Source organism: Gynurincola endophyticus (genome assembly GCF_003991195.1).
In the GTDB taxonomy this organism is placed as follows: Bacteria; Bacteroidota; Bacteroidia; order Chitinophagales; family Chitinophagaceae; genus Gynurincola; species Gynurincola endophyticus.
This window is the reverse complement of record NZ_RCWL01000001.1, coordinates 760,949-786,749: the sequence shown is the minus strand read 5'-3', so window position 1 is coordinate 786,749 and position 25,801 is coordinate 760,949. Positions and strand designations below refer to the sequence as shown.

Genomic DNA, 25,801 nt, shown 5'->3' with positions numbered 1-25,801 from the left:
TTAAACTACAACAGATTTTTGATAAGCAGTTGCTAACGCATCTAAATCTTCATTATGCACTTCTTTCTTCGTATCGGCAACCTGTAAAAACTGTTGGTACAATACATCAATGTCGTTACGGTTAAATTCAAAACCTATTTTCTGGAAACGGTGTGCCAAAGCACTTCTTCCGCTTCTTGCAGTTAATACAATTCTTGAACCTTCCGCACCTACCTCATCAGGATTGATGATTTCATAGGTTTGTGCATCTTTCAGGAAACCATCCTGGTGAATACCTGAAGAGTGGGCAAATGCATTTGCTCCTACAATCGCTTTGTTTGGCTGAACCGGCATACGCATCGTATCAGAAACCAATCTGCTCAACGGATTCAACATTTTTGCGTTTACGTCAGTGTAGAAACCAAGGCTGGCCTGATGTTGTTTAATCACCATTACCACTTCTTCCAAAGCAGTATTTCCGGCTCTTTCACCTAAACCGTTAATGGTACATTCAATCTGACGCGCGCCTGCTGCCACCCCTGCAATAGAGTTTGCCGTTGCCAGGCCAAGATCATTGTGACAATGGCACGAAAGAATTGCCTTATCTATATTATTTACATTGTTTCTTAAAAAAGCAATCTTTTCACCGTATTGATGCGGTAAACAATAACCGGTGGTATCCGGAATATTAACGGTAGTAGCTCCGGCTGCAATAACTGCTTCCACTACTCTCGCCAGATATTCATTGTCTGTACGGCCGGCATCTTCAGCATAAAATTCTACATCATCTGTAAAATTACGTGCCCATTTTACTGCCTGTACCGCTCTTTCTAAAATTTCGTCTCTGTTTGAATTGAACTTAGATTTGATGTGAAAATCTGAAGTACCGATTCCGGTATGAATTCTTCTTCTCGCAGCAGTACGTAATGCTTCTGCCGCTACTTCTATATCTTTTTGTACAGCTCTGCTCAATCCGCATACTACCGCATTTTTAACCACTTTTCCGATTTCTGCCACGCTCTGAAAATCTCCGGGCGATGAGATCGGAAAACCAGCTTCAATAATGTCTACACCTAACTCTTCCAGAGCAATTGCGATTTCAATTTTCTCTTTCGTGTTTAACTTACAACCTGGTACTTGTTCACCATCTCTTAAAGTAGTATCGAATATGTAAATCTTATTCTCTGGCATAACTGCATCAATAATTTTCTGAAAAAAGCTTTAAAAAAGCGGCTCAGCCACTTTTCTCTATTTCGAAATTATTCCTTCATATCCGCCAAAGAAAATCAAAATTCTATGTAATTTACACTTCTTAAAGCTGTAACCAGCATATATAAAGTATTGTATTTCAATTGTTTTAACAGGATTTATATACGATGCCCAATCGATCAACAGACGCTTTGTTTCAATTAGTACATTCGCTTGAAAAGTCAGAAAAAAGGAATTTTAAGCTATATGTACAACGTAATTCATCCTCAGAAGAGCTTAAAGTCGTACAATTATTCGACGCTCTCGACAAAATGGATGATTATGATGAGAATGCTTTGCTCAAAAAGAACCCTTCCATCAAAAAACAGCAGTTATCTAATATTAAGGCTCATCTTTATAAACAAATCCTTGCCAGCCTGCGGGTACTGAACAAGGAAAATTATATTGATATTGAGTTGCACGAGCAGATGGACCACGCCAGGATTCTTTACAACAAAGGCCTCTATCATCAGAGCCTGAAAGTACTTGACAAGTTAAAAGAAACGGCCGGTCAATACCATCAATACAGTTTTGTACTACAGGCACTTTTTTTCGAAAAACAGATCGAAAGCCTGCATATTACCAGAAGTATGCAAGACCGTGCGCAACAACTGGCGATAGATACAGAAATGATCAATTCGAAACTGACCTTAACGGCAAGGTTATCAAATCTGTCGCTTCTGTTGTATAGCTGGTACATTAACAACGGCCATGCACGCAATGAAAAAGATGAAAAAAATCTGCGTGACTTTTTCGCCTTAAATTATCCTAAAGAAGCCGATAACGCTACCGGCTTTTATGATAAATTATATAAGTACCAATGTTATTGCTGGTTTGGATTTATCAGACACGACCTGCTATTGTATTATAAGAGTTGTCAGAAGTGGGTGAATCTTTTTGAAGCTAATCCTGAAATGCTGCAATTGGAAACGATGCACTTTGTAAAAGGTGTCCATAACCTTTTAACGGCGCACGTTGATCTGAAAAACTATCAGAAGTTCACGAGCGATTTAAAAATGTTTGAAGAGTTTAGCGAGTCTCCACTCGTTAAACGTAACATCAACACCACTATACAGGTATTCGTATACCTGCATATTGCAAAAATTAATCAATATTTTCTGGAAGGTACTTTTACAGAAGGTTTAGCGATCGTACCTACCATAGAAGAAAAACTGGAAGAATACAGATTGTACCTCGACAGACACAGAGTACTGGTTTTTTATTATAAAATAGCATCGCTCTATTTCGGTAGCGGTGATTACAATACCTCTATTGATTATCTTAATAAAATTATTAACTGGAAGGTCGATTTAAGAACGGATCTGCAATGTTATTCAAGATTATTACATTTGATTGCACACTATGAATTAAAAAACTACGATTTACTGGAATACCTGTTTAAATCTGTGTATCGTTTCATGGCGAAAATGGAAAATCTTTCCGTTACTGAAGAAGAAATTTTCAAATTCTTACGAAAGTCTTTTAAGCTATCACCTTCACAGCTAAAACCTGCATTCATTCAATTGTTAGATAAGTTAAAAAAACATCAGCATAATCCATATGAAACACGTGCGTTTATGTACCTGGACGTTATTTCATGGTTAGAAAGTAAAATAGATAATGTTCCCGTTCAAACCATTATCAGAAACAAATACCTGAATGATTCGAGAAATAAATTAAAAAAATAAACGTCACATAAAACCGGTTCTTCCAACCGGTTTCTATTTTAGAGTAAAATATTTATAGTTTTTCAAATCCCGCATACTACCATGCCCGGGTGATTTTGGAGGAGGCATGGCAGTAACTTCGGGATAAGACAACAAGAAAACTAACCAAATGAACAAGATATCATGACGCTTACTTTATATTATACGTAGTACTTATCTTATTAGATGATTTCCTTTAAAAAAAATTTAAAAATTTCGAAAAATGAGCTGCGTACTTAATATCGCACTAACTCCTGATCCACGTCATCTATATACGATAAAATACCCCCTTTCAGATTATACAAATTATCAAATCCATATTTTTCTTCCAGTTCACGAATCGCTTTAGCACTCCGCCCGCCCATTTTACAATGAACAATCACTTTGCCATCTCTTCTGATTTGTTCATGCGCAGCACTGACGCCCCCCAGCGGAATCAGATCTCCACCTATATTTGCTATTTCATACTCATGCGGTTCTCTCACATCAATCACCTGAACCACTTCTCCCCGTTCTTTCCATTCAACAAACTCACTTATTGAAACTTCTTTGATACTTTTCACCGGTGCCTTCAATCCGCAAAATGCTTCATAATCGACCAATTGCTGAATAGAAGGATTTTCACCGTTTAATGGATTATCTTTCCGTGCAGCTATTCTAAATGTTCTATTGGTAAACGTTAGTGCATCAAAAGTATAAAACCGGCCAGACAGGGTTTCACCGACCCCTGTAATTACTTTAATAACTTCCAGGGCCTGCAAACTTCCGATAATACCGGGTAATACGCCCAATACACCGCCTTCGGCACAACTGGGTACTAAACCCGGTGGTGGCGGGGTTGGATACAAGTCTCTGTAATTAGGGCCTCTCTCTCCTTTTTCATTTACATAATTAAATACAGAAACCTGCCCTTCAAATTGAAAAATAGAAGCGTATACATTTGGTTTATCCAGTAACACAGTAGCATCATTCACCAGGTATCGGGTGGGAAAATTATCCGTTCCATCTGCTACCACATCATATTCTTTTATGATACCCAAGGCATTCTGAGCCGTTAGCCTGGTGTTATATACTTCAAATCTGATATGCGGATTCAAACCCTTCAACCGGTTCACCGCCGCTTCTACTTTTGGTTTTCCTACATTCTCCACACCAAATAATACCTGTCGCTGAAGATTACTATCATCTACCACATCAAAATCTATAATACCAATTGTACCAACTCCTGCAGCAGTCAGATAAAGTAATAGCGGACTTCCCAATCCACCCGAACCTACCACCAACACTTTTGCAGCCTTCAATTTTTGCTGAGCTGCCAGTCCGAAATCCGGTATTATGATATGCCGGTCATACCGGGCCAGTTCTTCTGTTGAAAATTTAATTTCGCTGATAGACATAAACTATTTTTTATTGATTAATCAAACAACACACTCAATTCTTAACTCTTAATTATTAATTGCCTACATCCTCCCTCCTGCTATTGCCGGAATAATACTGATCACAGACTTTTCATTTACGCCGGTTGCAGTGTTATCCAGGTCTCTGATATCATCTTCACCCAAAAAGACATTTACAAAACTTCTGATTGCTTCCTGTTCATCTAATAAATGTTTTTTCAGATCCGGAAATTCGGTTACCAGTTGCTTTATCACCGCCGCTACCGTTTCTCCTTTTAACTGTACAGTGGATTGCGCATTGGTAAACTTTCTCAACGGTGTTGGAATAATTACGGTTGCCATATTTCTATTTTATTTAATTGAATAATTTCTTCTTCAAATTGTGAGTCATTATTTAACTGCCATGATTTAATGTCTGCATATTGTTGATTCACTATCGATAAGATCACATAACTGAAAAAGGGTTGTGCAGCCACACGGTCGTGTTCACTGGGTATTGCCGGATGATCCGGATGACTATGATACACTCCTAACAACAAACATCCTTTTTCTACTGCATATAATTCAGCTTTCACATAATCTTTCGGTGCGATATAAAAACGCCTGCGTTTATCTCCTTCCTTTGAGTTAATTACCGGTAATACGCTTTCGATTATCCGGTTACCAGCTGCATCTTCTTTTCCGAATAAAAACCCGCAACATTCATCAGGAAATGCTTTGATAGCATCTGCTATCATTACCTGTAAAGGATTTTCGTTTATTATTACCATGGTTTTATTTTTTGTATTACTTCACTATACTTATCCGCATTGTCCGGAAACACTGTTACAACCACTCCTTCTTTTAACGATGTTGCCAACTCTAATGCACCGGCAAGGTTGGCTGCCGATGAAGGACTTAATTGCAATCGCTCCGTTCTGTAAGCTTCTCTGATGAGTGCATATGATTTTTCCGTATCGACACTCCGGTGTTCGGTAGCCAGATCTGCGCGATATATGGGAGGAACAATAGCGGTCTCAAGATGTTTCCAACCTTCCAGTCCGTGTAAAGGATTGTTGGGGTGTAATGCAATCCTTTCTATAAAAACCGGTTGATCTAAAAAGCGTAAGCTGTTTCCAATAAATGTTCCGGAAGTACCAACACCCGCGATAAAATGGGTAATGCCCGGAACTTCGTTTAATATTTCCAGTGAGGTACCATAATAGTGGGCGAGATAATTATTTTTATTGGAATACTGATCGGCATAAAAATACCTGTCGGGATATTGCGCATACAAATCTTTTGCTTTTAGCTGTGCTCCATCAGTTCCTTCATATTTTGAAGTGTAAATAATCGTAGCTCCAGAGGCTGTTAAAATCTCTTTTCTTTCTTTCGAAGCGTTTTCAGGAATGCACAAAACCACTTCTATTCCCAATTTCTTACCGATAGCTGCATAAGCAATTCCTGTATTTCCGCTGGAAGCGTCTAACAGGGCCATGCCGGGTTTCAGGTGTCCGTTTAAAATGGCTTTTTCAAAGATTCTGAAAGCGGCGCGGGCTTTTACGCTGCCCGACAATTGTTTCCACTCCAGTTTTGCATAAATTTTTACCCGTTCGTTTTTCCATAAATTCCGAATAGGCATTAAAGGCGTATGGCCGATTTGTTTTTTAACAATCTGCAGCAGCTCAATATGATCCTGTACCTGTATCATATGTTTAGTTATGTATATGTAAAAAAAAGCCCCCAACGACGTTGGGGGCTCACCAAATTAATATATGTATATATACTATATAGTCATAATCATTCATTCGAATGTCCACCCAATAAATATCCCTTTGCTGTACAACAACAGCAACAACAAGTGATAATATGGTTGACATTTAATAACATAAAAATATACTCTACCACAAAGATAGACTATTTTTTAAATCAGCGCATTTTATTTGAGGCCTAAAATCCGGTTATGCAGGAAACCGACTCCTATTTCCTGATTATCATTCATTTTTTTTAGAAAGACGGCCAATACTTAACAAGATATTATGAAAACCGAACGGCATCATTCATGAACACATAAAAAAATCCCCAACCATGTTGGGGACTATCTTTAATCTTTAGTTTTTAAAATAATTTCAGCGCGTCTGTTCAGCCATACTTTATTCATATCTGCATTATCAGCCACGGGTTCTTCTTTACCGTAGTAGAGCATTAGCAGACGGTCAGATCCGATTCCTCTACTGTTCATATAATCGTATACCATTTGTGCTCTTTTCTTTGAAAGGTTCAGGTTAAATTCCTGGGAACCTACATTATCTGTATGTCCCTTTACTTCTGCAAAGTATTTAGGATCACTTTTCATAATGGCCACAATCTTATCAATTGTCTGGAAGGCTTTTGAAGTGATTGAATAATCATCATAATAGAAGTAAACGACAAATCTTGTTTGAGTTTTTCCGTCAACGGTTTCTACTCTATAATCCTGATTATCGAACATTTCCAGAATATTACCGTGCACATCATATTCGTCGCGGTAACCATTTCTTTTAGTTCCATTACCGGCACCTTGTTCGAGACCTTTTACGCGTTCATTCACGATTGAATCGAGGTTCAGGTTAATGTAAAAGTTATTGGTGATGTTCTGGATAGTGGTGTCTTTCTTTGAAGACTTCTCATTATCCTCATCTTTATCTTTTTTCTTATCTTTTTTAGACGTTGAAGCATCTTTGTCTTTATCAGACTTCTTGCTTTTCTTGTTATTAATAGCAATGTGTAATCCGGCGGTATAAAACATTGTTTTATTTGCATTGGCACTAATTGCGTGGCCATAAGCGCCCTGTGCCAGAAACATCATTTTTCTTCCTGTATATTTCACACCCACTCCTGCTGGTACAGAAGTAAAGGATTCATCATTGATCATATTGTTCACTCCAACGGTTACATAGGGTTGTACTTTATTTCTTGCGGGTAGCAGGTGGAAATAAAGATTGGCACCGATCATGTTCAGTGTTTTATTATCACTGGTACCGATCATGTGTCCGTTACGGGCGAATCGTCCTTTGGAAATTCCCGCTTCAAAGCTGGCGCTTATAAATCCGGAGAAGTTTTTATAAGCAGACGCCATGATGGAAAAATTACCTCGTTCAGACAATTTAAGGTCAGTTGCGTTGGAAGCATTTCCGTATTGTTTTTTCTCTAACATTCCGAATTCCTGGAATTGGAATTTGGTACCGGGCGCCACAAACCAACGGGTATCCCAGCTTTTCTCCTGACTAAAAGCGTTAGAAGTTACCAGAATGGCGATTAATAAGTAATACCATTTTTTCATTGGAATAAATTTTCAGGATTTTAAAAAATTTATCATCATTAAAAGTTCAGTTTCAGCATCAGTTCCAGACCATTTCTTTTAACACCTGCTGAATTTAACGATGATATATTCACGTCATATGATAAATTGAACAACATTTTCTGATAATGTACTTCGATGGCCGGAACAACTGCATCTTCAAAACGATAACCGATTCCTGCCCCTACTTTTATTTCTTGTTTATCGTCTACTTCTTTCACAAATGATCCGTAAAAAAAGTGTTTATAAGCACCGCCCTGCCAGTTCAGCGAAAGGTGTCCTCCGATTTCATCTTTTGATTCGGTAAAGTAAGTATAACCACCCTGCAGTGAAAAACCGGTCGGTAGTTTATACTCATCCAGTTTCAGGATATCGGTGTAAGGCTGATTCAATTGCAGTGCACTTAACCCGAAATACCATTTCGACATTTCATCTTTTCCGAAAATAGACACGCCGGCGTTCAGTCTGAAGTGATCATATTTCCAACCGGCTGCGAACCGGTCGCTTGAAATGGCTCCGCTGATCGGCCCATATTTACTCAGCTGATCGCCAAACACTCCGTCTCCGCTGGTATTCAGGCGGCTTTGGTAGAAGCTTCCCTGAAAACCGGCTGCAACGTATACGCCTTCCGCAATCGGTACTGCATATGAAACGCCTAAAAGGCCACTTGTATTATTCATAATACCCTGATTGCTTTTATCCGAAGCTGCTCCGAGGCTGATATTAAAGTAACCTTTCTCTTCCACTTTCTTTTCACGCTTCACCAAAGGGATATCCACCATTGCGCTAATGCTATTGTAGGCAATCATTCCGGCCACCTGAACATTCCGGTAATTCAGGCGCAGGGTATTGTCTTTATCAGTCTTCAATGATTGGTTGTACCATATAGCCATATCCTGTACACGTGCGTAGTTGATCTCCTGCGCATAAGTACTGAGTGATGTGATGGCGATGATCACCAGAAGAATGAGTTTTTTCATTTGATATTGTTTTAAAAGCACTGCTTGAAAATGTCTGTTTATCTTACTAATGTTACGGTTCCTTTCTTCACTACCTTTTCTCCTTTTTTATTAATACCCTCAATGATCCATACATAGGTTTCATTGGGTTGAGGCTGACCTCTGTAGGTACCGTCCCAGCCTTCATTGGCATTTTTAGAAGAGAAAATCAGGTTACCCCATCTGTTGTAAACATTGAACAAATTCATTTGATCTAATCCTGCCAGGTAAGGTTTTAATACATCATTATGACCATCGCCGTTCGGTGTAAATACTTTAGGCATGTAAACTTCCGGCTCGGTAAATTGTACTCTTGCAGGAGAACCGTTAATGATGGCTGTACCTTCTACAGTTGCCGTAAGCGTTACCATTCCGATTTTGTTCGACACCAGGTAAACTACTGCTTCACCATTCGCATTGGTTACCACCGATCCGCTGTTGACGAAGTTGGCCACTCCACTGGCAATCAGGAATTGTACGTTGGCATCAGCCACAGCATTTCCGTGAGAATCATAGATCACTGCTTTCACAGCAACTCTGTCTTCTCCGTCGGCTAACGCATCTTCCACCACCACTACTAAACGGGTATTGTTGTGTGTAACATCCGGCATTGGCAAGAAGGTTATTGTAGCAGGGCTGCCATTGGTAATAGTTGTACCGTTAACAGTTGCTGTTACTTCCACTTCATTGTCGGTAGTACTATTGAAAGAAATTGTGGTAATACCATTTTCATCGGAGGTTCTTGTTAAAGCACCCACCGGTTGAGCCACACCTGATTCAATTGCAAATACTGCATCCTCGCCTTCGATAACGTTTCCGAATGCATCTGCCAGTTTTACCTGAATAATATTTGTTGCTGTACCATTGGCACGTGCAGAGTCTTTCACCACTCTGATGTAAGTTGAGTCGTGTGAGAAATCAATAGCACCGGCAACGAATGTCACCACCGCCTCGCTGCCATTGATAATATATACACCATTGACAGCCGCTCTGATGCTTACTTCATTGGCTACTGTTGATATAAGATGTAAAGTAACTTCACCATTAGCATCTGTAGTACCTGTTGCATTCTGCGACATGGTAGCCGTACCGTTCGTAATTTCAAAAACAACGGTTTGGTTGGATACAGGTGCACCTAATAAGTTGGTGATGGTTGCTTTTACCAGATTTTCAGCCACCCCATTGGCGATAGCATCGTCTTGTGTAACTTCCAGTTTTGTTTGAGACGATTCTACTGAAGGCTCAGCTGCAATAAAGGTTACCGTTACAGGATTGTTGTTTACAAAACTGATTCCGTGAATACTTGCACTTACCTGTACAGCACCTACCACATCACTGATCAATCTCCATTCTGCGATACCATTTGCATCAGTGGTTACCGGACTGGTATTAACCGGTGCAGCTACACCTGCATCAATACTGAACAATACAGGATATCCGGCCAGCGGATTACCATTATCATCTACCACAGTAGCTCTGATAATATTTTGTTGTTGTAAATCAGCCTGTGCATTATCCTGAATTACTGATAATGCTGTATTCGGGTGATTCATCTGAGGAGTTTCCTCGGTAAAGTATACAGTTGCCGGTGAACCATTCACGATCGGCTGACCATTATAAGAAGCAGTAATATTTACTGCACCTACAGTTCCACTGATCAGGTAAATGACTGCTTTACCGTTTCCATTAGTTACTACAGAAGCAGAACCGATCAACTGAGCTGTTCCGTTGGCAATAGAGAAAACAATTGTTTCTCCCGCTACCGGGTCACCATGTGTGGTGGTCAGGGTTACTTCAACTGCATTTTTATCATTTAAATCGGCAATAGCACCGCTGTGTACTACATCAATTCTGGACGTTGGTGCATCTACATCCGCATCCGGAATAATAAAGTTCACTATAGCCGGGCTACCGATAGTAATATTTGTTCCGTTATAAGTTGCTGTGATCTGTACTACGCCTACCGTTGTACTGGTTAAAGCAATTACAGCTTCACCATTTACATCCGTCGTTACGGTATTTCCATTTGTCCACTGAGCTGTTCCGCCGGCAATGGTAAACTCAACCGTTGCACCTGTTATGGCATTACCGGTTGCATCTTTCAATGATACGCGTACACGGTTTTCAGCAACACCGTCTGCTTTCGCATTATTCTGTACTACAGATAACTGATATACAGGGTTACCGGGATTACCAGGATCTACCACTGTGAAAGTAACGGTAGCAGGTGAGCCGTTGGTGATTGCTACCCCTTCTACAGTTGCGGTTATATCTACAGTTCCGTCAACCATACTGGTTAAATAAATCCACGCTTCACCTAAAGCATTGGTGGTAACAGTGGTTCCTGATGTTGTAGCAGCTACACCGGTTAAAGAGAATACCACTGTTGCATTGTTAACAGGGTCACCATTTGCATCTGCTACATGTGCTTTTACTGAAGCAGGAGTAAATCCGTCTGCCGGTGCAGTAGCTGTGACTACCACCAATTCCGTAGCAGAATTACCCGGGTTAGGAGTTTGCGGATTGGTAAAGGTTACCTGTGCAGGTTTACCATTTACGATATCTACTGTGTTCACAATAGCACCTACCGAAACATTACCCACTGTATTGGATACTAATTGAACAAATGCTCTTCCATTGGCATCAGTTACTGCATAACTCACCGTATGGAAGTTAGCCACCCCACTGATGATGTAAAAACCTACCGTTTGTCCGGCTAAAGGAGTACCGGATACGTTGGTTACATATGCTTCAACTTCAGTAACAGCTGTTCCGTTCGCCAGAGCAGAAGGAATGGTTACTTCCAGTCTTGTATCCGGCTGTGTAGGATTTACCGTTGGTGTTATAAAGTGTACTGTTACCGGATTATTCTGAATGGTAGTGTTACCTCCAACCGACGCTGTAATATTTCCTTGTCCGGCCACCGTTGAAGTCAACCAAACTTCCGCTTCACCGTTTGCATCAGTTGTAACTACCGGGCCGTTACCGGTTACAAAATGGAAGTTACTGTTTGCAGAACTGAAGTTAACAGAAGTACCGGCAACAGGGTTACCATCTTTATTGACGATTTTTATTTTTACTTTAACCACATCGGTTCCGTCTGCTTCGGCATTATCTTTTTCAACCGTTACAATAGTAGAACCGTGCGTAAGGTCAGGAGTATGTGTTACAAAGTTGACGGTAGCAGGATTACCATTTACGATATCCACGCCGCCGATGCTGGCACCGATCTGTACATTGCCTGCTACATTACTGGTGATATTAATAACAGCTTCACCCTGCGCATTGGTGTGTACGATATTACTTCCAACCAAAGCACCGGCACCATTCACAATATAAAATTCAACAGCAGTATTAACTGCAATGTTTCCATTGGCATCGGTTACCACTGCTTTCACCTGGTTTGCTGCAATTCCATCGGCAGAAGCACCTGTAGAAACCACTTCCAGTCTGGTGGTATTTGCAGTAGGATCAGGTTGATCTACCACGAACAACACCTGAGCGGGAGAACCGTTTACAATTGGCTGGCCGTTATAAGTAGCAGTTATATTTACCGCACCTACTACGTTACTGATTAAATCAGCAACAGCAGAACCGTGCGCATCGGTAATAATTGTACCTGATCCTACAAACTGAGCGGTTCCGCTGGCAATCGTGAATTGTATAGCAGCACCGGCAATAGGGTTTCCGGAAGCATCCGTTAATACCACACGTACTCTGTTTCTGTCAAACAGGTCAGCTTTCGCTTCTGTTCTCAATACTTCAATCAAAGTAGTTGGAGCAGTAACACTCGGATCGTCTAAAACGAATTCCACCACAGCAGGACTACCTACTGTAATATTATTTCCATTGTAAGTAGCAGTAATTCTTACATTACCTACAACAGTACTGGTTAAATGAATGATGGCTTCACCGTTTGCATTGGTAGTTACGGTGTTAGCACCGGTAAAACTTGCATTACCGAAAGCAATCGCAAATTCTACATTAGCACCGGCAATAGGACTTCCGTTACCGTCCAGCAATCTCGCACGAACTGAGTTTTGTTCGGTTCCGTCAGCTTTTGCACCGGTTTGTACCACAATCAGTTCATAGAAAGGTGTTGGAGTGGTCGGATTATTCGGATCGATAAATTCAACGATCGCCGGAGAACCGTTTACAATTGGTTGTCCGTTTACAGTAGCTTCAATTGAAACCTGTCCGATAGTAGTGCTGGTTAAGTATAACCACGCTTCGCCGTTTGCATTGGTACTGGCATTCGCGCCATTGGTCATGGTAGCAGTACCGCTGGCAATAGAGAACAATACATTCGTATTAGTTACCGGTTGCCCGATACCATCTACCAATACCGCTTTTAGAACAGTCATAGCAGTTCCATTGGCTAATGCCTGTGGAATAGTGACTACTAATTGTGTAGAAGGGTGTGAAGGATTCACTGTTGGTGTAACAAATGTTACCTGTGCGGGTTTACCGTTCACAATATCTACTCCGTTTACCATTGCTCCGATATTTACTATACCGGCAACAGTTGAATTTAAACGAAGTACTGCCCGACCCATGATATCTGTGGTAACAACTGCGTTGGCCGGAAAGTTAGCCACACCGTCAATAATATAAAAACCTACGTTTTGATTAATAATAGGATTACCTGCCGCATTGGTTACATAAGCAAATACTTCCACTTCTTCCAATCCATCAGCCAGAGCAGCCGGAATATTCACTTCCAGTCTGGTAGTTGGCTGGGTAGGTACCACTACCGGTAATGTGAACTCTGCCAATACCGGATTATTCTGGATAGCAGTGCTTCCGTTTACCGTAGCGGTAATATTTCCTTGTCCCGGAATATTCGACACCAGTATAACCTGTGCCTGTCCGTTCGCATCGGTAACTACGGTAGGGCCTGTGATCCATTGGAAATTGGTATTTCCTTTTGTGAAATCAACCTGTTGGCCGGTGATAGGATTTCCATCTTTATTAATTAAAGTAATTTGAACGATTACCTGGTCAACGCCATCGGCTTCGGCAGGGTTCTTAATCAGTTCAACTCTTGTTTGAGGATTGTTAACATCAGGATTATTTACAACGAAAGTAACTACGGCAGGATTTCCGTTTACAATCGTTACACCGTTGATCGATGCACTGATAGAAACATTTCCGGCAACAGGGCTGGTTAATGTAATCAGCGCTTCACCATTCTGATTGGTCTGAACGGTTGTATTACCGATAAAAGTACCTGTACCGTTTACAATAGAAAATACAACAGGTGTATTCACTGCAAGGTTACCTGCAGGATCTGTTACAACAGCTTTTACACTATTCGTAGCCACGCCATCAGCAGAAGCATTATTGGTAACCACTACTAATTGAGTAGTGGGGGCAGTAGGATCAGGATTAGCTACAACGAATTGTACGGTAGCAGGGCTACCATTGGTGATAGCCGAACCGTTTACCGTTGCAGTGATGCTCACATTACCCACCACATTACTGGTTAAATAAATGATTGCTTCGCCGGAAGCATTGGTCACTACATTATTAGAGCCTGCGAATGTAGCAGCTCCGGAAGCAATGGTAAAACTTACTGTTGCGTTCGGAACGAGGTTTCCGTTGGCATCATATATAGTTGCTTTAACAGCATTTTGCTCAGTATTATCAGCCTTAACACCGGTAATTTCAACCGACAGGCTGGTTTGCGGATGTGAAACAGCAGGTTGATCGGGCACGAAAGTAACAACGGCAGGGCTACCTGCAACGATGTTAATTCCACCGATAGAAGCGGTAATACCTACCTGGCCTGCTACGGTACTGGTAATATAAACAATTGCTTCACCGGCAGCATTGGTAGTAGCAGTCGTATTCACTAAAGTTCCGTTACCGGAAGCGATTGCAAAAGTAATAGTCTGATTAGCGATCAGGTTGCCATTGGCGTCGGTAACCACGGCCTTCACTGCATTTTGAGCGGTTCCGTTGGCAATGGCATTATCTGCCTCTACCGTTAAATAGGTAGTTGGAGCGGTAGGATCTGCAATATCCGCCACAAACTCAACCTTAGCCGGACTACCGAAAGTGATTGGTGTTCCATAGATATTGGCGATCAGTTCAACTTCGCCTGCGGTAGTACTAACAACATACACATAGGCCACTCCGTTTTCATCGGTCATTACGTGTTCACCACCGTCGAAAGTGGCATTACCGCTTAGAATGCTGAAGCTTACAATAGCATTTTCAACTTTATTATTATTAGCGTCTACCACTTCTACCCGAACAATATTTCTATCCACCCCATTGGCAATAGCCCCGGTATGGTGTACGATTAAACGGGTTAAAGGATTATCAACATCAGGATCTGATGCGGAGAAAATTACTTCGGCAGGAGAACCGGCAACAATCGGCTGACCGTTAATAGTTGCAGTTACATATACTTTACCTGCTACCGTGCTCACCATCGGAATAAATGCTTCGCCCCATTCATCGGTTAAAACGGTATTAGAACCGACAAAAGAGCCTGTTCCAGAATATATGGAGAAGGTGACAGGAGTATTTTCAACAGGGTTGCCATTGATGTCTCCAACCACGGCAAACACCATGTTTTGTGTAACGCCATCTGCAGGCTCATAATTCACAGCAACATCGATATAGGTATTTGCCCCTGCAGGATCAGGAGAACCGGCAGAGAACTTCACTACAGCAGGGCTACCATTGATAATCTGGGTAGAGCCTACGTAGGCCATGATTTCCACTTCACCGGATACCAGGCTGGAAAGTTCCACTTCAGCCCAACCGGCAGCGTTTGTAAACACATAATCAGGAGATACAATATTTGCATATCCTGAAGCTATAAAGAAGTAAACCGGTTGATCTTTCACTGCATTCCCGAACTGATCTTTTAGAATTGCCCGAACCACATTCTTTTCAACATCATTTGCCTCGGCATTATTCGCAGTAACGGTGAGTTGGGTGCCGCTGTTGTTTTCGTCAACTTGTCCGGCTACAAACCGAACAATGGCCGGGGCTCCGTTGAGGATCCACTGGCCATTTACACGTGCGGTAACAGAAACGTCACCAATATTATAGGAACTGAGATGCAGGATAGCATCTCCATTCGAGTTGGTAAAAATTACGGGAGCTACTCCCATTCCGCCATCGGCAATCGTAAAGTTAACTTCTTTATTGGCGACCGGATTTCCGTTTGCATCTACCAGATGTACCGTAACGATATTTTTTTCGAGACCGTCGGCGGTTGCATCATTCTGCGTAATAATTAATCTGGTGCTTGGATGCGTAAGATCAGGCACACCGTTTACATATATCCAAACTTTCTTAGCTGTAAAAACAGAAAGATCAGTAAAGTCTACATGGTTAGAAAAAGAAAAACTGGATTGACTATATCGAATTGGTGAAATATTATTTCCCCATACTTGTACAGCAGCCAGTAAGAAAACTAGCAGCGTCCAGATACGACAATTCGATAATATGCTTTTTTTTGGCATAATCATATGATTACTGGATTAAGACTTGGTTTCAGACCTATCTTTCAATAGATGATTGATTAATGGATATACCGGAAGTGTATATAGTAATTACGTGCGGGTAGTGATTGATAATATCAACTGGTTCATGAATTTCGAGGTTTAGGTTATTGGAATAGGAATGATTCGTGCTAAGCTAGTAAGTATCTCATTTTCAACTCGTAGATTTACGATTATCCATCACACAGGGATGCTCAGACAGGAATTTTCCGTATCTATATTAACTGGTTTATTAACAAAAAATTGTGTTGGGCTAAAAAAAATTATCGTGGAGGGGTATCAGTGATACAATTATTCACATTATTCTAAAAAATGGAGAGGTAGAAAATGGAGCGTGGAAAATGGAGATTTTTTACCGGTACTGTTTCTACATTATTAATGGTTCTGTACAGTAGGTTAAAAATCATCGAAACGCAGTACAGAACTGACTTTAAGGCTCATAAACCACTGATTAAGAGCTTATTTTTCAAAAAAAAATGAAAAAATATTTAAAAAAATATTTGTAATTCAAAAATGTGTTGTAATATTGCACCCCGATTCGCAGTGAACGAACAGCGAATCAAACCGGGATCGGGAAGTAGCGCAGGCCGGTAGCGCATCTGGTTTGGGACCAGGGGGTCGCAGGTTCGAATCCTGTCTTCCCGACAAAAAGGCACCATTTTAAATGGTGCCTTTTTTATTAAAATCATCTTCTCAAATATTTGTCAATAACGCATTGACGTCAAAATGTTAGTGAAAATTCTTTATCCACTCAACACTGCTTTCTGACATTTTTCTGTAATCGTGTCCTACATTTTGTACTGTATCTATCTTCCAGTTAAAAGGAAACTTATTTCTTGTTGCATATTCTTTTGAATATTCAAAAAAATAGGCTCCTCTCTCTAATCTGTTACTTCCCTGTTTCATTGCTAAAGCTGTTGCAGTAAAGGTGCCTAATTTTGAACTATTGTCCAATTCACCTGTCAATAAAACTAATTGTTTTTCAAAAGCGTTCCTGACTTTATCGTTTTGCAGTTCAACATTTTTAACTCCATAAGGGTATTTTATTGATTCGTCAATAAATGTATAAAGTCCTGCATTAGCTGCAATGGCGGTTTCAATTCTTGATTCGGGGTAAAATAGTATCATTCTATGAACAAACTGCCCACCAGCTGAATGTCCAAAAATATTGTAGTTCAAATTGGTAATATTATTAGTATTCCTGATGTGATCAAATATATTTTCTATAACCTGAAAAGCCCACTTCTCATGAGAGTTTTTAGTACCAAAAAATGTAAAAAGATTGCCTTCCTGATAGTCATTGGTAGTGTACCGGGATAAGGAGTTTTCAAATTCAGGTGCGACGATTAGTAAATTATGTTCTTTTCCGATTTCCTGCCACGCATTTAAATAGTCTTCAGCATTTCTGCCGCCACCGTGCATTACAAAAACGATTTTGTCATTATCACCCCACTGCTCTGGCTTGAACGTCCAAACTCTGATTGATTTTTTCTTGCTGTCTGTATAGGCATACATAACGAACACATCTTTACCATTCTTTAAAGGCCTTGCTTCTGTTACGTCCGGACCTTTGGGCAATACATATAAATATACATATCCACTAATTACTAAGATCAAAATGGTTGCTAAACTGTAGATTATAATTCTTTTCAATACGCTTAAAATTTTGCCTGTCTTTGTCATTATACTTTTATTATGATCTGTGTAAAATTGCTGCTATCAGATCGCGGCTTTGCGAAGTGTTAAGAAAACGAAGCGGAAAGTTTCGAGTTAGACGCCCCGCAGCAGAAACCAACTTCTGTTAGCTAAAATACAAAAAAAGCCAATAAGATTGGCTTTGCGGATAATGAATACACTGCTTTCAACCTAGCAGCTGCTTAGTCATTATATAAAAACACTTATAACCTAAAAAAATATGCGTATTTTTATATTCTTAAAAGCTCTAATATTTTTTGTTCTGTAAAATTGTTTTCTCAACATCGCACTCTTGTAAACAATAGTGCGCCTTTTTTCTGTCGAATTCTGTCGATAGAAAACCAGTACTTATAGCAAAAAAGAATGATATACCTGTTGGTTTCATTCTTCTTCTTTAGAATTATTTAAATGTGACTATTTCTCCGACTGCACCACGTACATAGCTGTCACAAACATTTGAGAGGTACCGTCACTCAAACTGGTGGCTACACCGTTTTTCCAGATCTTAGCAACCTCGTACCTGCCGTTGCTTTCATAGCCTGCCGCATACACATCATCTCCCAATACAAAGATGGCATGTACCTGTGCGTTATTCGTACCATCGGTCAGACTGGTAGCTATACCGTTTTTCCAGATCTTCGCCACATCTTTTGTACCATTACTTTCGAACCCTGCCGCATAAAAATCATTTCCTGAAATATAAGCAGCACGTGCTTCAGCATTCTTAGATCCGTCAGTCAATGTAATCTCTCCCCCATTCTTCCATGCTTTTGCGATATTAATCGCCCCATTTCTCTCTGCTCCTACAACATATCTATCACTGCCTGAAATAAATACGGAATAAGCATAGGTAGGTCGCGTAGAGGTAGACAAAATTGTGGCAATATGGTTTTTCCAGAGTTTGGCAACAAACCGGGTACCATTATATTCATATCCCGCAGCATATTCATCTCTTTCTGTTACAAACATAGACATCAGATAAGCATCTTCCCTGCCGGTGGTAAGACTTGATGCTACGCCGTTTTTCCAGACTTTAGCAACATGCCTGGTCATGTAAAGATCATATTCATGCCCTGCAACATATACATCATTGCCATATACAAATACGGAATAAGCGTTGGATAATTTGTCTGAAAGCGCGATTGGAGCGCCGTTTTTCCAAACCTTGGCCAGAGTACGGCCAGAAGGAATATCCCAACCCGCTACATACACATCATCACCTTTTACAAAAATTGACTGAGCATTTACTAAGCTGATATTCTCCGTAATTCTGGAAGGCACACCGTTTTTCCATACAATAGCTGTACTTGCACCGACCTTCTGCTCATATCCCGCAACATATACGTCGGTTTGTACCTTTTCAGAAGGGTCCTCTTTACTGCCTTTTGAGCATGCTGCCGTGAACAAAGTAATGCCCGCCAGCACTGCCACATATAAATGGTTATTCAGTTTCATATAGATAGAATATTTTCTATAGCAAAAATAACCGGACAGTTACTGAGAAAATTGTAAAAAACAACCGCGGATTTATTTTTTAAGGAATTCGCCAGGAGTACAACCAAAATAGGCTTTGAACCCCTTGATAAAGTGGGACTGATCAAAAAAATTATAAGTATGGCAAAGTTCCATCCAGTCAACCTCCTGATCGTTTACCAGTATCTCATTGATCTGTTTTAGTTTTTCACTGCGGCAAAACGTTTTGGGGGAGATGCCGATCATCTCATTAAAATGAACACGCAAACGGTTCTCAGACATATTAATCTTACTGCAAAGTTCTTTAATGCGAATATTACCCGCCTGTTTAATCATCTCATTACAAGCGAAATGAATTTTTCCGGCAGAAACCGAAACAGTTTCGCTTCTCTGTAAAATTTGTAAGAAATACACTTCCAGTAACCGGATACAAGCAACTTTATCACCGTGTACATCTTCCATTCTTGCGATCGTATCTTTTATACCGGAATGAATGAATTCAGCATTGAGACCAGTGTTAGTAAACGAAGACATTTTTGTTTTAAAAAAATGATACGCTCCGAACGGACTAAAAATTACCTGCAATATTGTACGGGGAACCCGTTCAACAGGGAAATAGCGGTCGAGAACACCTACAAAACAAAATGAAACAGTATCTGAAGCATCCGAAAAATTAAATGTCGCATCACCAAAACGATAGTGTTGCTGTGTAATATCAAAACACATCAATGCAGCATTGGTAGGATAGAAATCTTTAACGATCTCATTCTCTTCCACATCCACTACAACAAATGCTTCGATAAAATGCCGCAATGCGGGATGCGGAATATGTCTGACTATTTTCAAAGGATGTTTTTAACTGAATAGTATATGTTAAGATAAAAAAAATCCGGTAAAAAACAATGAGTACTCAAGGCTTAACCGAAAGTGTAAATTATCTCCTACACTATTTAACACTGTTTAAAAATAATTTTACAAACTATTGATTACAAAAACTTAAAGTATATTCACCAATAAAAACGGAATGACTTTTCATGTCAAAAACAGCTAATATTTGATATAAAACTATTTAAATTTTACCCACATACCACATAAGCAGATGATAAACTCTCTTCGGGAAATTTATATTCGCTTAGTTTTTCGGTAGATGTGCTATTAATTCTACCTCCAACTTAGCATCCGGCATATACAGTCTTTCTACCTGAACCCAGGTGGCAGCCGGAAAGTCCTTTTTATAAAATGCTTTTCTCGCATTATTATATTTCTTCATGGCTTCTATATCAGTTGTATACAGATTTTCTTTCACCACATTTTGAAAGTCTGCTCCAAAACTTTTTAACGACCGCTCCAATGCACGATAGACCTGCGCTATTCCTTCCGGAGTAATTTCAGTACTTACAGCGCCGGAAATATAAAGCATATTATCCACCTTTATCACCTGAACATATCCTGCAGTAGTATCCTGTTTTAAAGGATTATCCCAATGCCATTTTTCTTTAGTAATTCCCTGCTGCTGTGCCACCAAAGTATTAGCAGTGAAGAGGAATAATGCTAAGGCAGTATATTTTACAAGTATTCTATTTTTCATTTTAGAGGAGGTTTTCGAGTAGATGAATTACTGATTTTTTATTCAGCTGTTGTTTAAAGTTAAAGAGAATTATAGAATCAGATTATGTAAAGTATTCTTTTCCGCAAAATATTTCTTTCTTTTTTTACAATTATAAATTATGATACGATTTACAAATGTTCTGTTATATATTCAGATTTATTTTTTTTATTTTTCGTGGATTAAAATAATTTTCTATTTTTGCATCCGGTTCCTGATTTATTCATTTTAAAACATACAGGAATTATGACAAATCACATCTACATATCGCCCCTTTAGTTCATTGCCATACCTGGCAATAAAATCACTATTTTATTATTAGCAGTTAACAGAAATTCGCTGTAGTATTTTGCACACTTCTTTGAAGCACTTTCATTAGATTGCTGAAATCAAGTGTCATCATACCACTCAATACCTGCTATAATTAAAGTAAATAATACGCATATCCATTTACGTATTACATAGCAACAGTATGCCCTCAATCGACACCTGAATCTATTTTTCTTCAGGTGCCGGGCACACCGTATCGTATATAATAACATCATTCAGAAACTACCGGGGAACAGCCTCACAAAAGCACACCCGAAATAATAAAATTAACCCATATGGGAAATTTAAGAACAAAAGATTTAAGTAAAATAGGTTATCACAACGATCAGCTGAGAAGTCTGGTTATTGGTATAATCTCAAAAAAATTTAAACACTACAGTAAACAAGCAATACTTGACCTGTTAGTAAACATTAAAAATAATCCGGAAGATTTTTTAGATAACGAACTTACAGAAAAAATTGCCGAGAAAATTATCGGTAAAGCAGAAACGACGATGTTTAAAACTTACCAGTTACGCGATGAAGCAGTTTTCTTCAAAACCTATGGAGGTAAAATCATTGAACAATCGGCTAAAAACCAAATGGAAATTGCCAGTCGATTACCAGTAAGTGTACAAGGAGCGCTAATGCCGGATGCACACATGGGATTCGGTTTACCTATCGGTGGTGTATTGGCCACGAACAACGCTGTGATTCCGTACGCTGTAGGGATGGATATCGGTTGCCGGATGGCACTCTCCATCATTGACGAAAGCGATCATTTTATCAAAAGACACGAATATCAGATAAAACAAGCTTTAAAAAATCATACTCATTTTGGAATGGAAGGTGGTTTGGATACAAGACAAGAGCATGAAGTTTTAGATAGCTCTTTGTTTAATGAAATAGCTTTTTTAAAAACACTGAGAGGTAAAGCCATCAGGCAATTAGGTACTTCCGGTAACGGCAATCACTTTGTAGAGTTTGGCGAAATAGAGCTGATGCCCAGGAATACCTTAAAACTGCCTGCCAGGAAGTATATGGCTTTATTATCGCATTCAGGAAGCCGTGGTTTAGGTGCTGCTATAGCCAACCATTACACGAAAATTGCAATGAACACCTGTAAGTTGCCTCGTCATGCCCAACAACTCGCGTGGCTGGATATGAACAGCGAAGACGGACAAGAATACTGGATTACGATGACATTAGCCGGTGATTACGCAAAAGCCTGCCACGACCGTATTCACGCGAACCTGCTAAAAGCACTGGGTTTGAAAACGCTATATACAGTGGAGAATCATCACAATTTTGCATGGAAAGATCAATTGACGGATGGTAAAGAAGTCATTATACACCGTAAAGGAGCAACGCCGGCACATAAAGGAGAACTGGGTATTATTCCCGGAAGTATGACCACTCCTGCTTACCTGGTATCAGGCAAAGGCAACAACGAAGGGTTATATTCAGCCTCACATGGTGCAGGCCGCGCCATGAGCAGACAAAGAGCCAAAGATAGTATGACTGTATCAACGATGAAGAAGATGCTAACAAATGCCGGCGTCACTTTAATCGGAGGAACAGTTGAAGAAAATCCTTTGGCTTATAAGGACATTGAAAATGTTATAAATGAACAGGATGAATTGGTGGATATTCAAGGTAAGTTTTATCCGCGTATCGTCAGAATGAATAAAGATTAGTTATGAAAAAAATTATGATACAACTTACAGCTGGTAAAGGTCCGGCAGAATGTTGCCGGGTCGTAGTCTGTGTACAAAGCTTGATAATGAAACAAGCCAGACAGATAGGCTTTCAAATAGAAGTACTCGAGAATAAAGCCGGCGAACTAAATGGAACATTACAATCATCTATAATGGTAATGACCGGTAATAATCCGGACAAATTTTTAAACGAATGGATAGGAACTGTACAATGGATCGCGCAAAGTCCATATCGCAAATATTACAAACGCAAAAACTGGTTTATAGGTATTCACGCATTTGACGAAAAAAAAATTCTACAATGGAACCTCAAAGATGTAAAACTGGAGACCTGCCGCGCGTCAGGCCCGGGAGGACAAAAAGTAAACAAAGTTGAAACGGCAGTTCGTGGTACGCATTTACCATCAGGGATACAAGTCTTAGCTATGGATATGCGCTCACAACTTGAAAACAAAAAACTTTGTTTAGAAAGATTAGAAGCTAAAGTAATGATTTGGCAAACTGAACAATTGCTAGAACAACAGCAAACCCAATGGCAAAACCATAGTGATTTGGAACGTGGCAATCCTGTGAAAACAATTACGGGAGATTTAAATTAACCACTACTTACTCACAAAGTTGGTATGCATACTGAAAATAAAAAGACATCATTGAAATACCAATGATGTCTTTTGTCATGTTGTTAATTTAAAATAAACAACTAAAAGTTTAATTATTTTTTTCATCATAGTACTAAAGCTTAATAATAGCAGGCAATAACAATCAGCTGTAATAAGTTTTAAAATCCAACTATTTCTACGATACATCCTCCTCATTATCATCGACAACAACTCTTTAACAATTCAAAAAATAATTATGGCATGGTTTTTTCAAAATTCAGGTATATCTGATCGTTAAATTGAACCAGATACAAAATTATAATTTAAGGCAAGCTTGATTCAATATCGCATTGAATTGATCAATAAGATACTATAACTATGATACTATCTGAAATTCAATATCCTAATGAAAACCTTTTTTAATACTATTCAACCATTAAAAATTTCAACATGAAAAAGTACCTCAGTGGAATCATGCTCGTATTGTTAACTAGTGTGTTATCTGTAGCTTGTAGTAAAGATGATGATCCTGCCGATAACGACTTATTTGTAGGTACATACAAAGGTAGAATCACCTATAACACTAACGATGAAACAAAAACGAACGACAACGGTAGCGTTACAGTAGTAAAAACAGGGAATGATTATAACTTTGTTTTTTCAGATGGAATTCCTGACTTAACCGGTGTTCGTTTTAAGAAAGACGGAGACAATACTGTAATTTCTGTCGATGAAGATGAAGCCAAAGCAATTCGTATAACAGCTAACAGATTAAACATTGCATACGCAAAAGACGGTGCAATCTGGACAGCTGATTGTACCAGATAATATTGATACCTGCATACTAAGCGAAACAAATGTTACAGCTCTGTATGCAGGTATTTTTTATTTTACTGTTGTAAGAATATTATAGTACTATTGAGCTGCATCTATCCTATATAATCCACTATACTAAGTGAACGCTCAGTGATACATATAAAATCACACTCCTCATATCTTGTTCACTTATCTTACCAGTATTTGTTTGCTAAGTAAAAAATCCTGTCCAATCACTTGCACGATGACCACTTGTGCCGTAGTATTCTTCCAGCCAAGTGTAAAATTATTCAACCCTTTTTCTACCTGTTGTTGTTTTGTCCATAAAACATTTCCACTGGTATTGACAGCTCTGACTGTAACCATTTGCCGTTGTTCTGTATAAAAACCGGCAACAATATTACCACCGTTTGAATATAATGTAAGTTCGTTTTTCTGCTTTTCCGGCTGAAGTATCAGTATAGTAGAATAAATAGTTTTGTTATCATCCTGTAATTTTATCCGGTACATCCTTCTGGTATCCACTTTTTCCGGATCAGTAAATTGAAGTTTGGTAACATTTTGAGACGGTTGTACTTCTATTAATTGTGCCTGATAAAAATCTATTCCATTATCACTTTTCTCCAACACCGTCTGATAGTGAGTTTCATTTTCTGCCAGCATAGCATCAAACGTTGCATAACCATCCAATAATCGTCCGGAGAAAGAAAGCACCTGTAGTGGTAATACAGCATTCGTGCAGCCGGTATTCAGGTATCGTACAGGACCAGCAGCCGGCCATCTTACGCCAGCACCATCACCGGATCCCAGGTACGATGATAGACTGTTAGGAGCATATTGTCTTTCCTGTACCGATATAGCCGTATTGGTAGCATCATAGTAAGTCACGCGCATGAAGCGGTTTGCACTACCTCCCCCCGCTATACTATTGGCAAAATTACCGGCTACTGCTATCGTCCAGCTAAAAGCAAGAGATGTATTAAAGTACAGTACGTACAGGTTACCACCCGAGCATAAACTACTTATATTATAAGATGAAGTAAATTGCGATGGTATAATCAATATCCGGCTATTGGCAGGTACCGTACCTGATGTAACAGGAATTAACGTGCAACCACCGGTTAGCACTCCTGCACCAGTAGGTGCAGGAACCCATATATTTGAGGTTCGGCCATCAACGATAGGGTCACCGGTACCCATTGAAGTTTGTGAATAGGCAAAGCTCAAGCGTTGAACATTGATAGCCGTTGAACCAGTATTGATTACTACAAATTCGTTAGCCCCTTCTGTACCACAACTATTGATCATGGCATATTCGAGAAAAGGGTTTTGTGCGGAGACTTGAAAATGAAAAAGTAAAGCCGTTAAAAAAGAGAAAGGTAAAAGTCGTGTCATATGGTGGATGTTTTAGATAA

General features: G+C 39.6%; 17 protein-coding genes and 1 tRNA gene. 5 read left to right on the top strand and 13 right to left on the bottom strand.

Annotation, left to right across the window (positions count from 1 at the left end):
• Entirely contained in the window at window positions 1-1,170 is a 1,170-nt protein-coding gene (locus tag D9O48_RS03200) for a 2-isopropylmalate synthase (protein WP_126970500.1), read from the bottom strand.
• Between the two features lie 185 nt (window positions 1,171-1,355).
• Here D9O48_RS03200 and D9O48_RS03195 point away from each other — a divergent pair, with 185 nt between their 5' ends.
• Window positions 1,356-2,915: a hypothetical protein gene (locus D9O48_RS03195; RefSeq protein ID WP_126970498.1), complete on the top strand. Its 1,560-nt coding sequence runs from the start codon at window positions 1,356-1,358 to the stop codon at window positions 2,913-2,915.
• A gap of 254 nt (window positions 2,916-3,169) precedes the next feature.
• Here D9O48_RS03195 and moeB read toward each other — a convergent pair whose 3' ends face one another.
• From moeB to D9O48_RS03160, 7 genes are all read right to left on the bottom strand, one after another.
• Window positions 3,170-4,330, bottom strand: a complete 1,161-nt coding sequence (gene moeB / locus D9O48_RS03190) for a molybdopterin-synthase adenylyltransferase MoeB (protein ID WP_199750482.1) — start codon at window positions 4,328-4,330, stop codon at window positions 3,170-3,172.
• A 63-nt stretch (window positions 4,331-4,393) separates the two neighbouring features.
• The gene (locus tag D9O48_RS03185) at window positions 4,394-4,672 is read right to left on the bottom strand and encodes a MoaD/ThiS family protein (protein WP_126970497.1); all 279 of its coding nucleotides are present in this window, start codon (window positions 4,670-4,672) and stop codon (window positions 4,394-4,396) included.
• On the bottom strand, window positions 4,660-5,100 hold the full coding sequence (locus D9O48_RS03180; protein ID WP_126970495.1) for a Mov34/MPN/PAD-1 family protein: 441 nt from the start codon (window positions 5,098-5,100) through the stop codon (window positions 4,660-4,662). The genes D9O48_RS03185 and D9O48_RS03180 overlap by 13 nt, the downstream gene beginning before the upstream one ends.
• Window positions 5,094-6,020 (bottom strand): PLP-dependent cysteine synthase family protein, encoded by a 927-nt coding sequence (locus D9O48_RS03175; protein ID WP_126970493.1) that lies wholly within the window; start codon window positions 6,018-6,020, stop codon window positions 5,094-5,096. Before D9O48_RS03175 ends, D9O48_RS03180 begins: the two co-directional genes overlap by 7 nt.
• A 393-nt stretch (window positions 6,021-6,413) precedes the next feature.
• Window positions 6,414-7,631, bottom strand: coding sequence for an OmpA family protein (locus D9O48_RS03170; protein ID WP_126970491.1), 1,218 nt, complete (start codon window positions 7,629-7,631; stop codon window positions 6,414-6,416).
• A gap of 38 nt (window positions 7,632-7,669) precedes the next feature.
• A complete protein-coding gene (locus tag D9O48_RS03165; RefSeq protein WP_126970489.1) occupies window positions 7,670-8,629 on the bottom strand; it encodes a PorP/SprF family type IX secretion system membrane protein in 960 nt (319 codons plus the stop codon).
• Between the two features lie 38 nt (window positions 8,630-8,667).
• Entirely contained in the window at window positions 8,668-16,131 is a 7,464-nt protein-coding gene (locus D9O48_RS03160) for an Ig-like domain-containing protein (RefSeq protein ID WP_158624799.1), read from the bottom strand.
• Between the two features lie 610 nt (window positions 16,132-16,741).
• On the opposite strand from D9O48_RS03160, the gene D9O48_RS03155 reads away from it, so the two are divergent.
• A tRNA-Pro gene (locus tag D9O48_RS03155) sits at window positions 16,742-16,815 on the top strand.
• A gap of 84 nt (window positions 16,816-16,899) precedes the next feature.
• Here D9O48_RS03155 and D9O48_RS03150 read toward each other — a convergent pair.
• The 4 genes from D9O48_RS03150 to D9O48_RS03135 all read right to left on the bottom strand — a co-directional run bounded on the left by D9O48_RS03150 (window position 16,900) and on the right by D9O48_RS03135 (window position 20,926).
• Window positions 16,900-17,853: an alpha/beta hydrolase family protein gene (locus tag D9O48_RS03150; protein WP_158624798.1), complete on the bottom strand. Its 954-nt coding sequence runs from the start codon at window positions 17,851-17,853 to the stop codon at window positions 16,900-16,902.
• 426 nt (window positions 17,854-18,279) lie between these two features.
• Window positions 18,280-19,320 (bottom strand): hypothetical protein, encoded by a 1,041-nt coding sequence (locus tag D9O48_RS03145; RefSeq protein ID WP_126970483.1) that lies wholly within the window; start codon window positions 19,318-19,320, stop codon window positions 18,280-18,282.
• Window positions 19,321-19,392: 72 nt separating this feature from the next.
• Entirely contained in the window at window positions 19,393-20,184 is a 792-nt protein-coding gene (locus tag D9O48_RS03140) for a helix-turn-helix transcriptional regulator (protein ID WP_126970481.1), read from the bottom strand.
• A gap of 286 nt (window positions 20,185-20,470) precedes the next feature.
• Complete coding sequence (locus D9O48_RS03135; RefSeq protein ID WP_126970479.1) at window positions 20,471-20,926, bottom strand: RidA family protein; 456 nt, start codon at window positions 20,924-20,926, stop codon at window positions 20,471-20,473.
• A gap of 623 nt (window positions 20,927-21,549) precedes the next feature.
• Between D9O48_RS03135 and D9O48_RS03130 the strand changes: the two genes are divergently transcribed.
• The 3 genes from D9O48_RS03130 to D9O48_RS03120 all read left to right on the top strand — a co-directional run bounded on the left by D9O48_RS03130 (window position 21,550) and on the right by D9O48_RS03120 (window position 24,398).
• On the top strand, window positions 21,550-22,950 hold the full coding sequence (locus D9O48_RS03130; RefSeq protein WP_126970477.1) for an RtcB family protein: 1,401 nt from the start codon (window positions 21,550-21,552) through the stop codon (window positions 22,948-22,950).
• Between the two features lie 2 nt (window positions 22,951-22,952).
• A complete protein-coding gene (gene prfH / locus D9O48_RS03125; protein WP_126970475.1) occupies window positions 22,953-23,570 on the top strand; it encodes a peptide chain release factor H in 618 nt (205 codons plus the stop codon).
• 450 nt (window positions 23,571-24,020) lie between these two features.
• The gene (locus tag D9O48_RS03120; RefSeq protein WP_126970473.1) at window positions 24,021-24,398 is read left to right on the top strand and encodes a hypothetical protein; all 378 of its coding nucleotides are present in this window, start codon (window positions 24,021-24,023) and stop codon (window positions 24,396-24,398) included.
• Window positions 24,399-24,575: 177 nt separating this feature from the next.
• On the opposite strand, the gene D9O48_RS03115 is transcribed toward D9O48_RS03120, so the two are convergent.
• Entirely contained in the window at window positions 24,576-25,781 is a 1,206-nt protein-coding gene (locus D9O48_RS03115) for a hypothetical protein (protein WP_126970471.1), read from the bottom strand.
• Window positions 25,782-25,801: the final 20 nt, after the last annotated feature.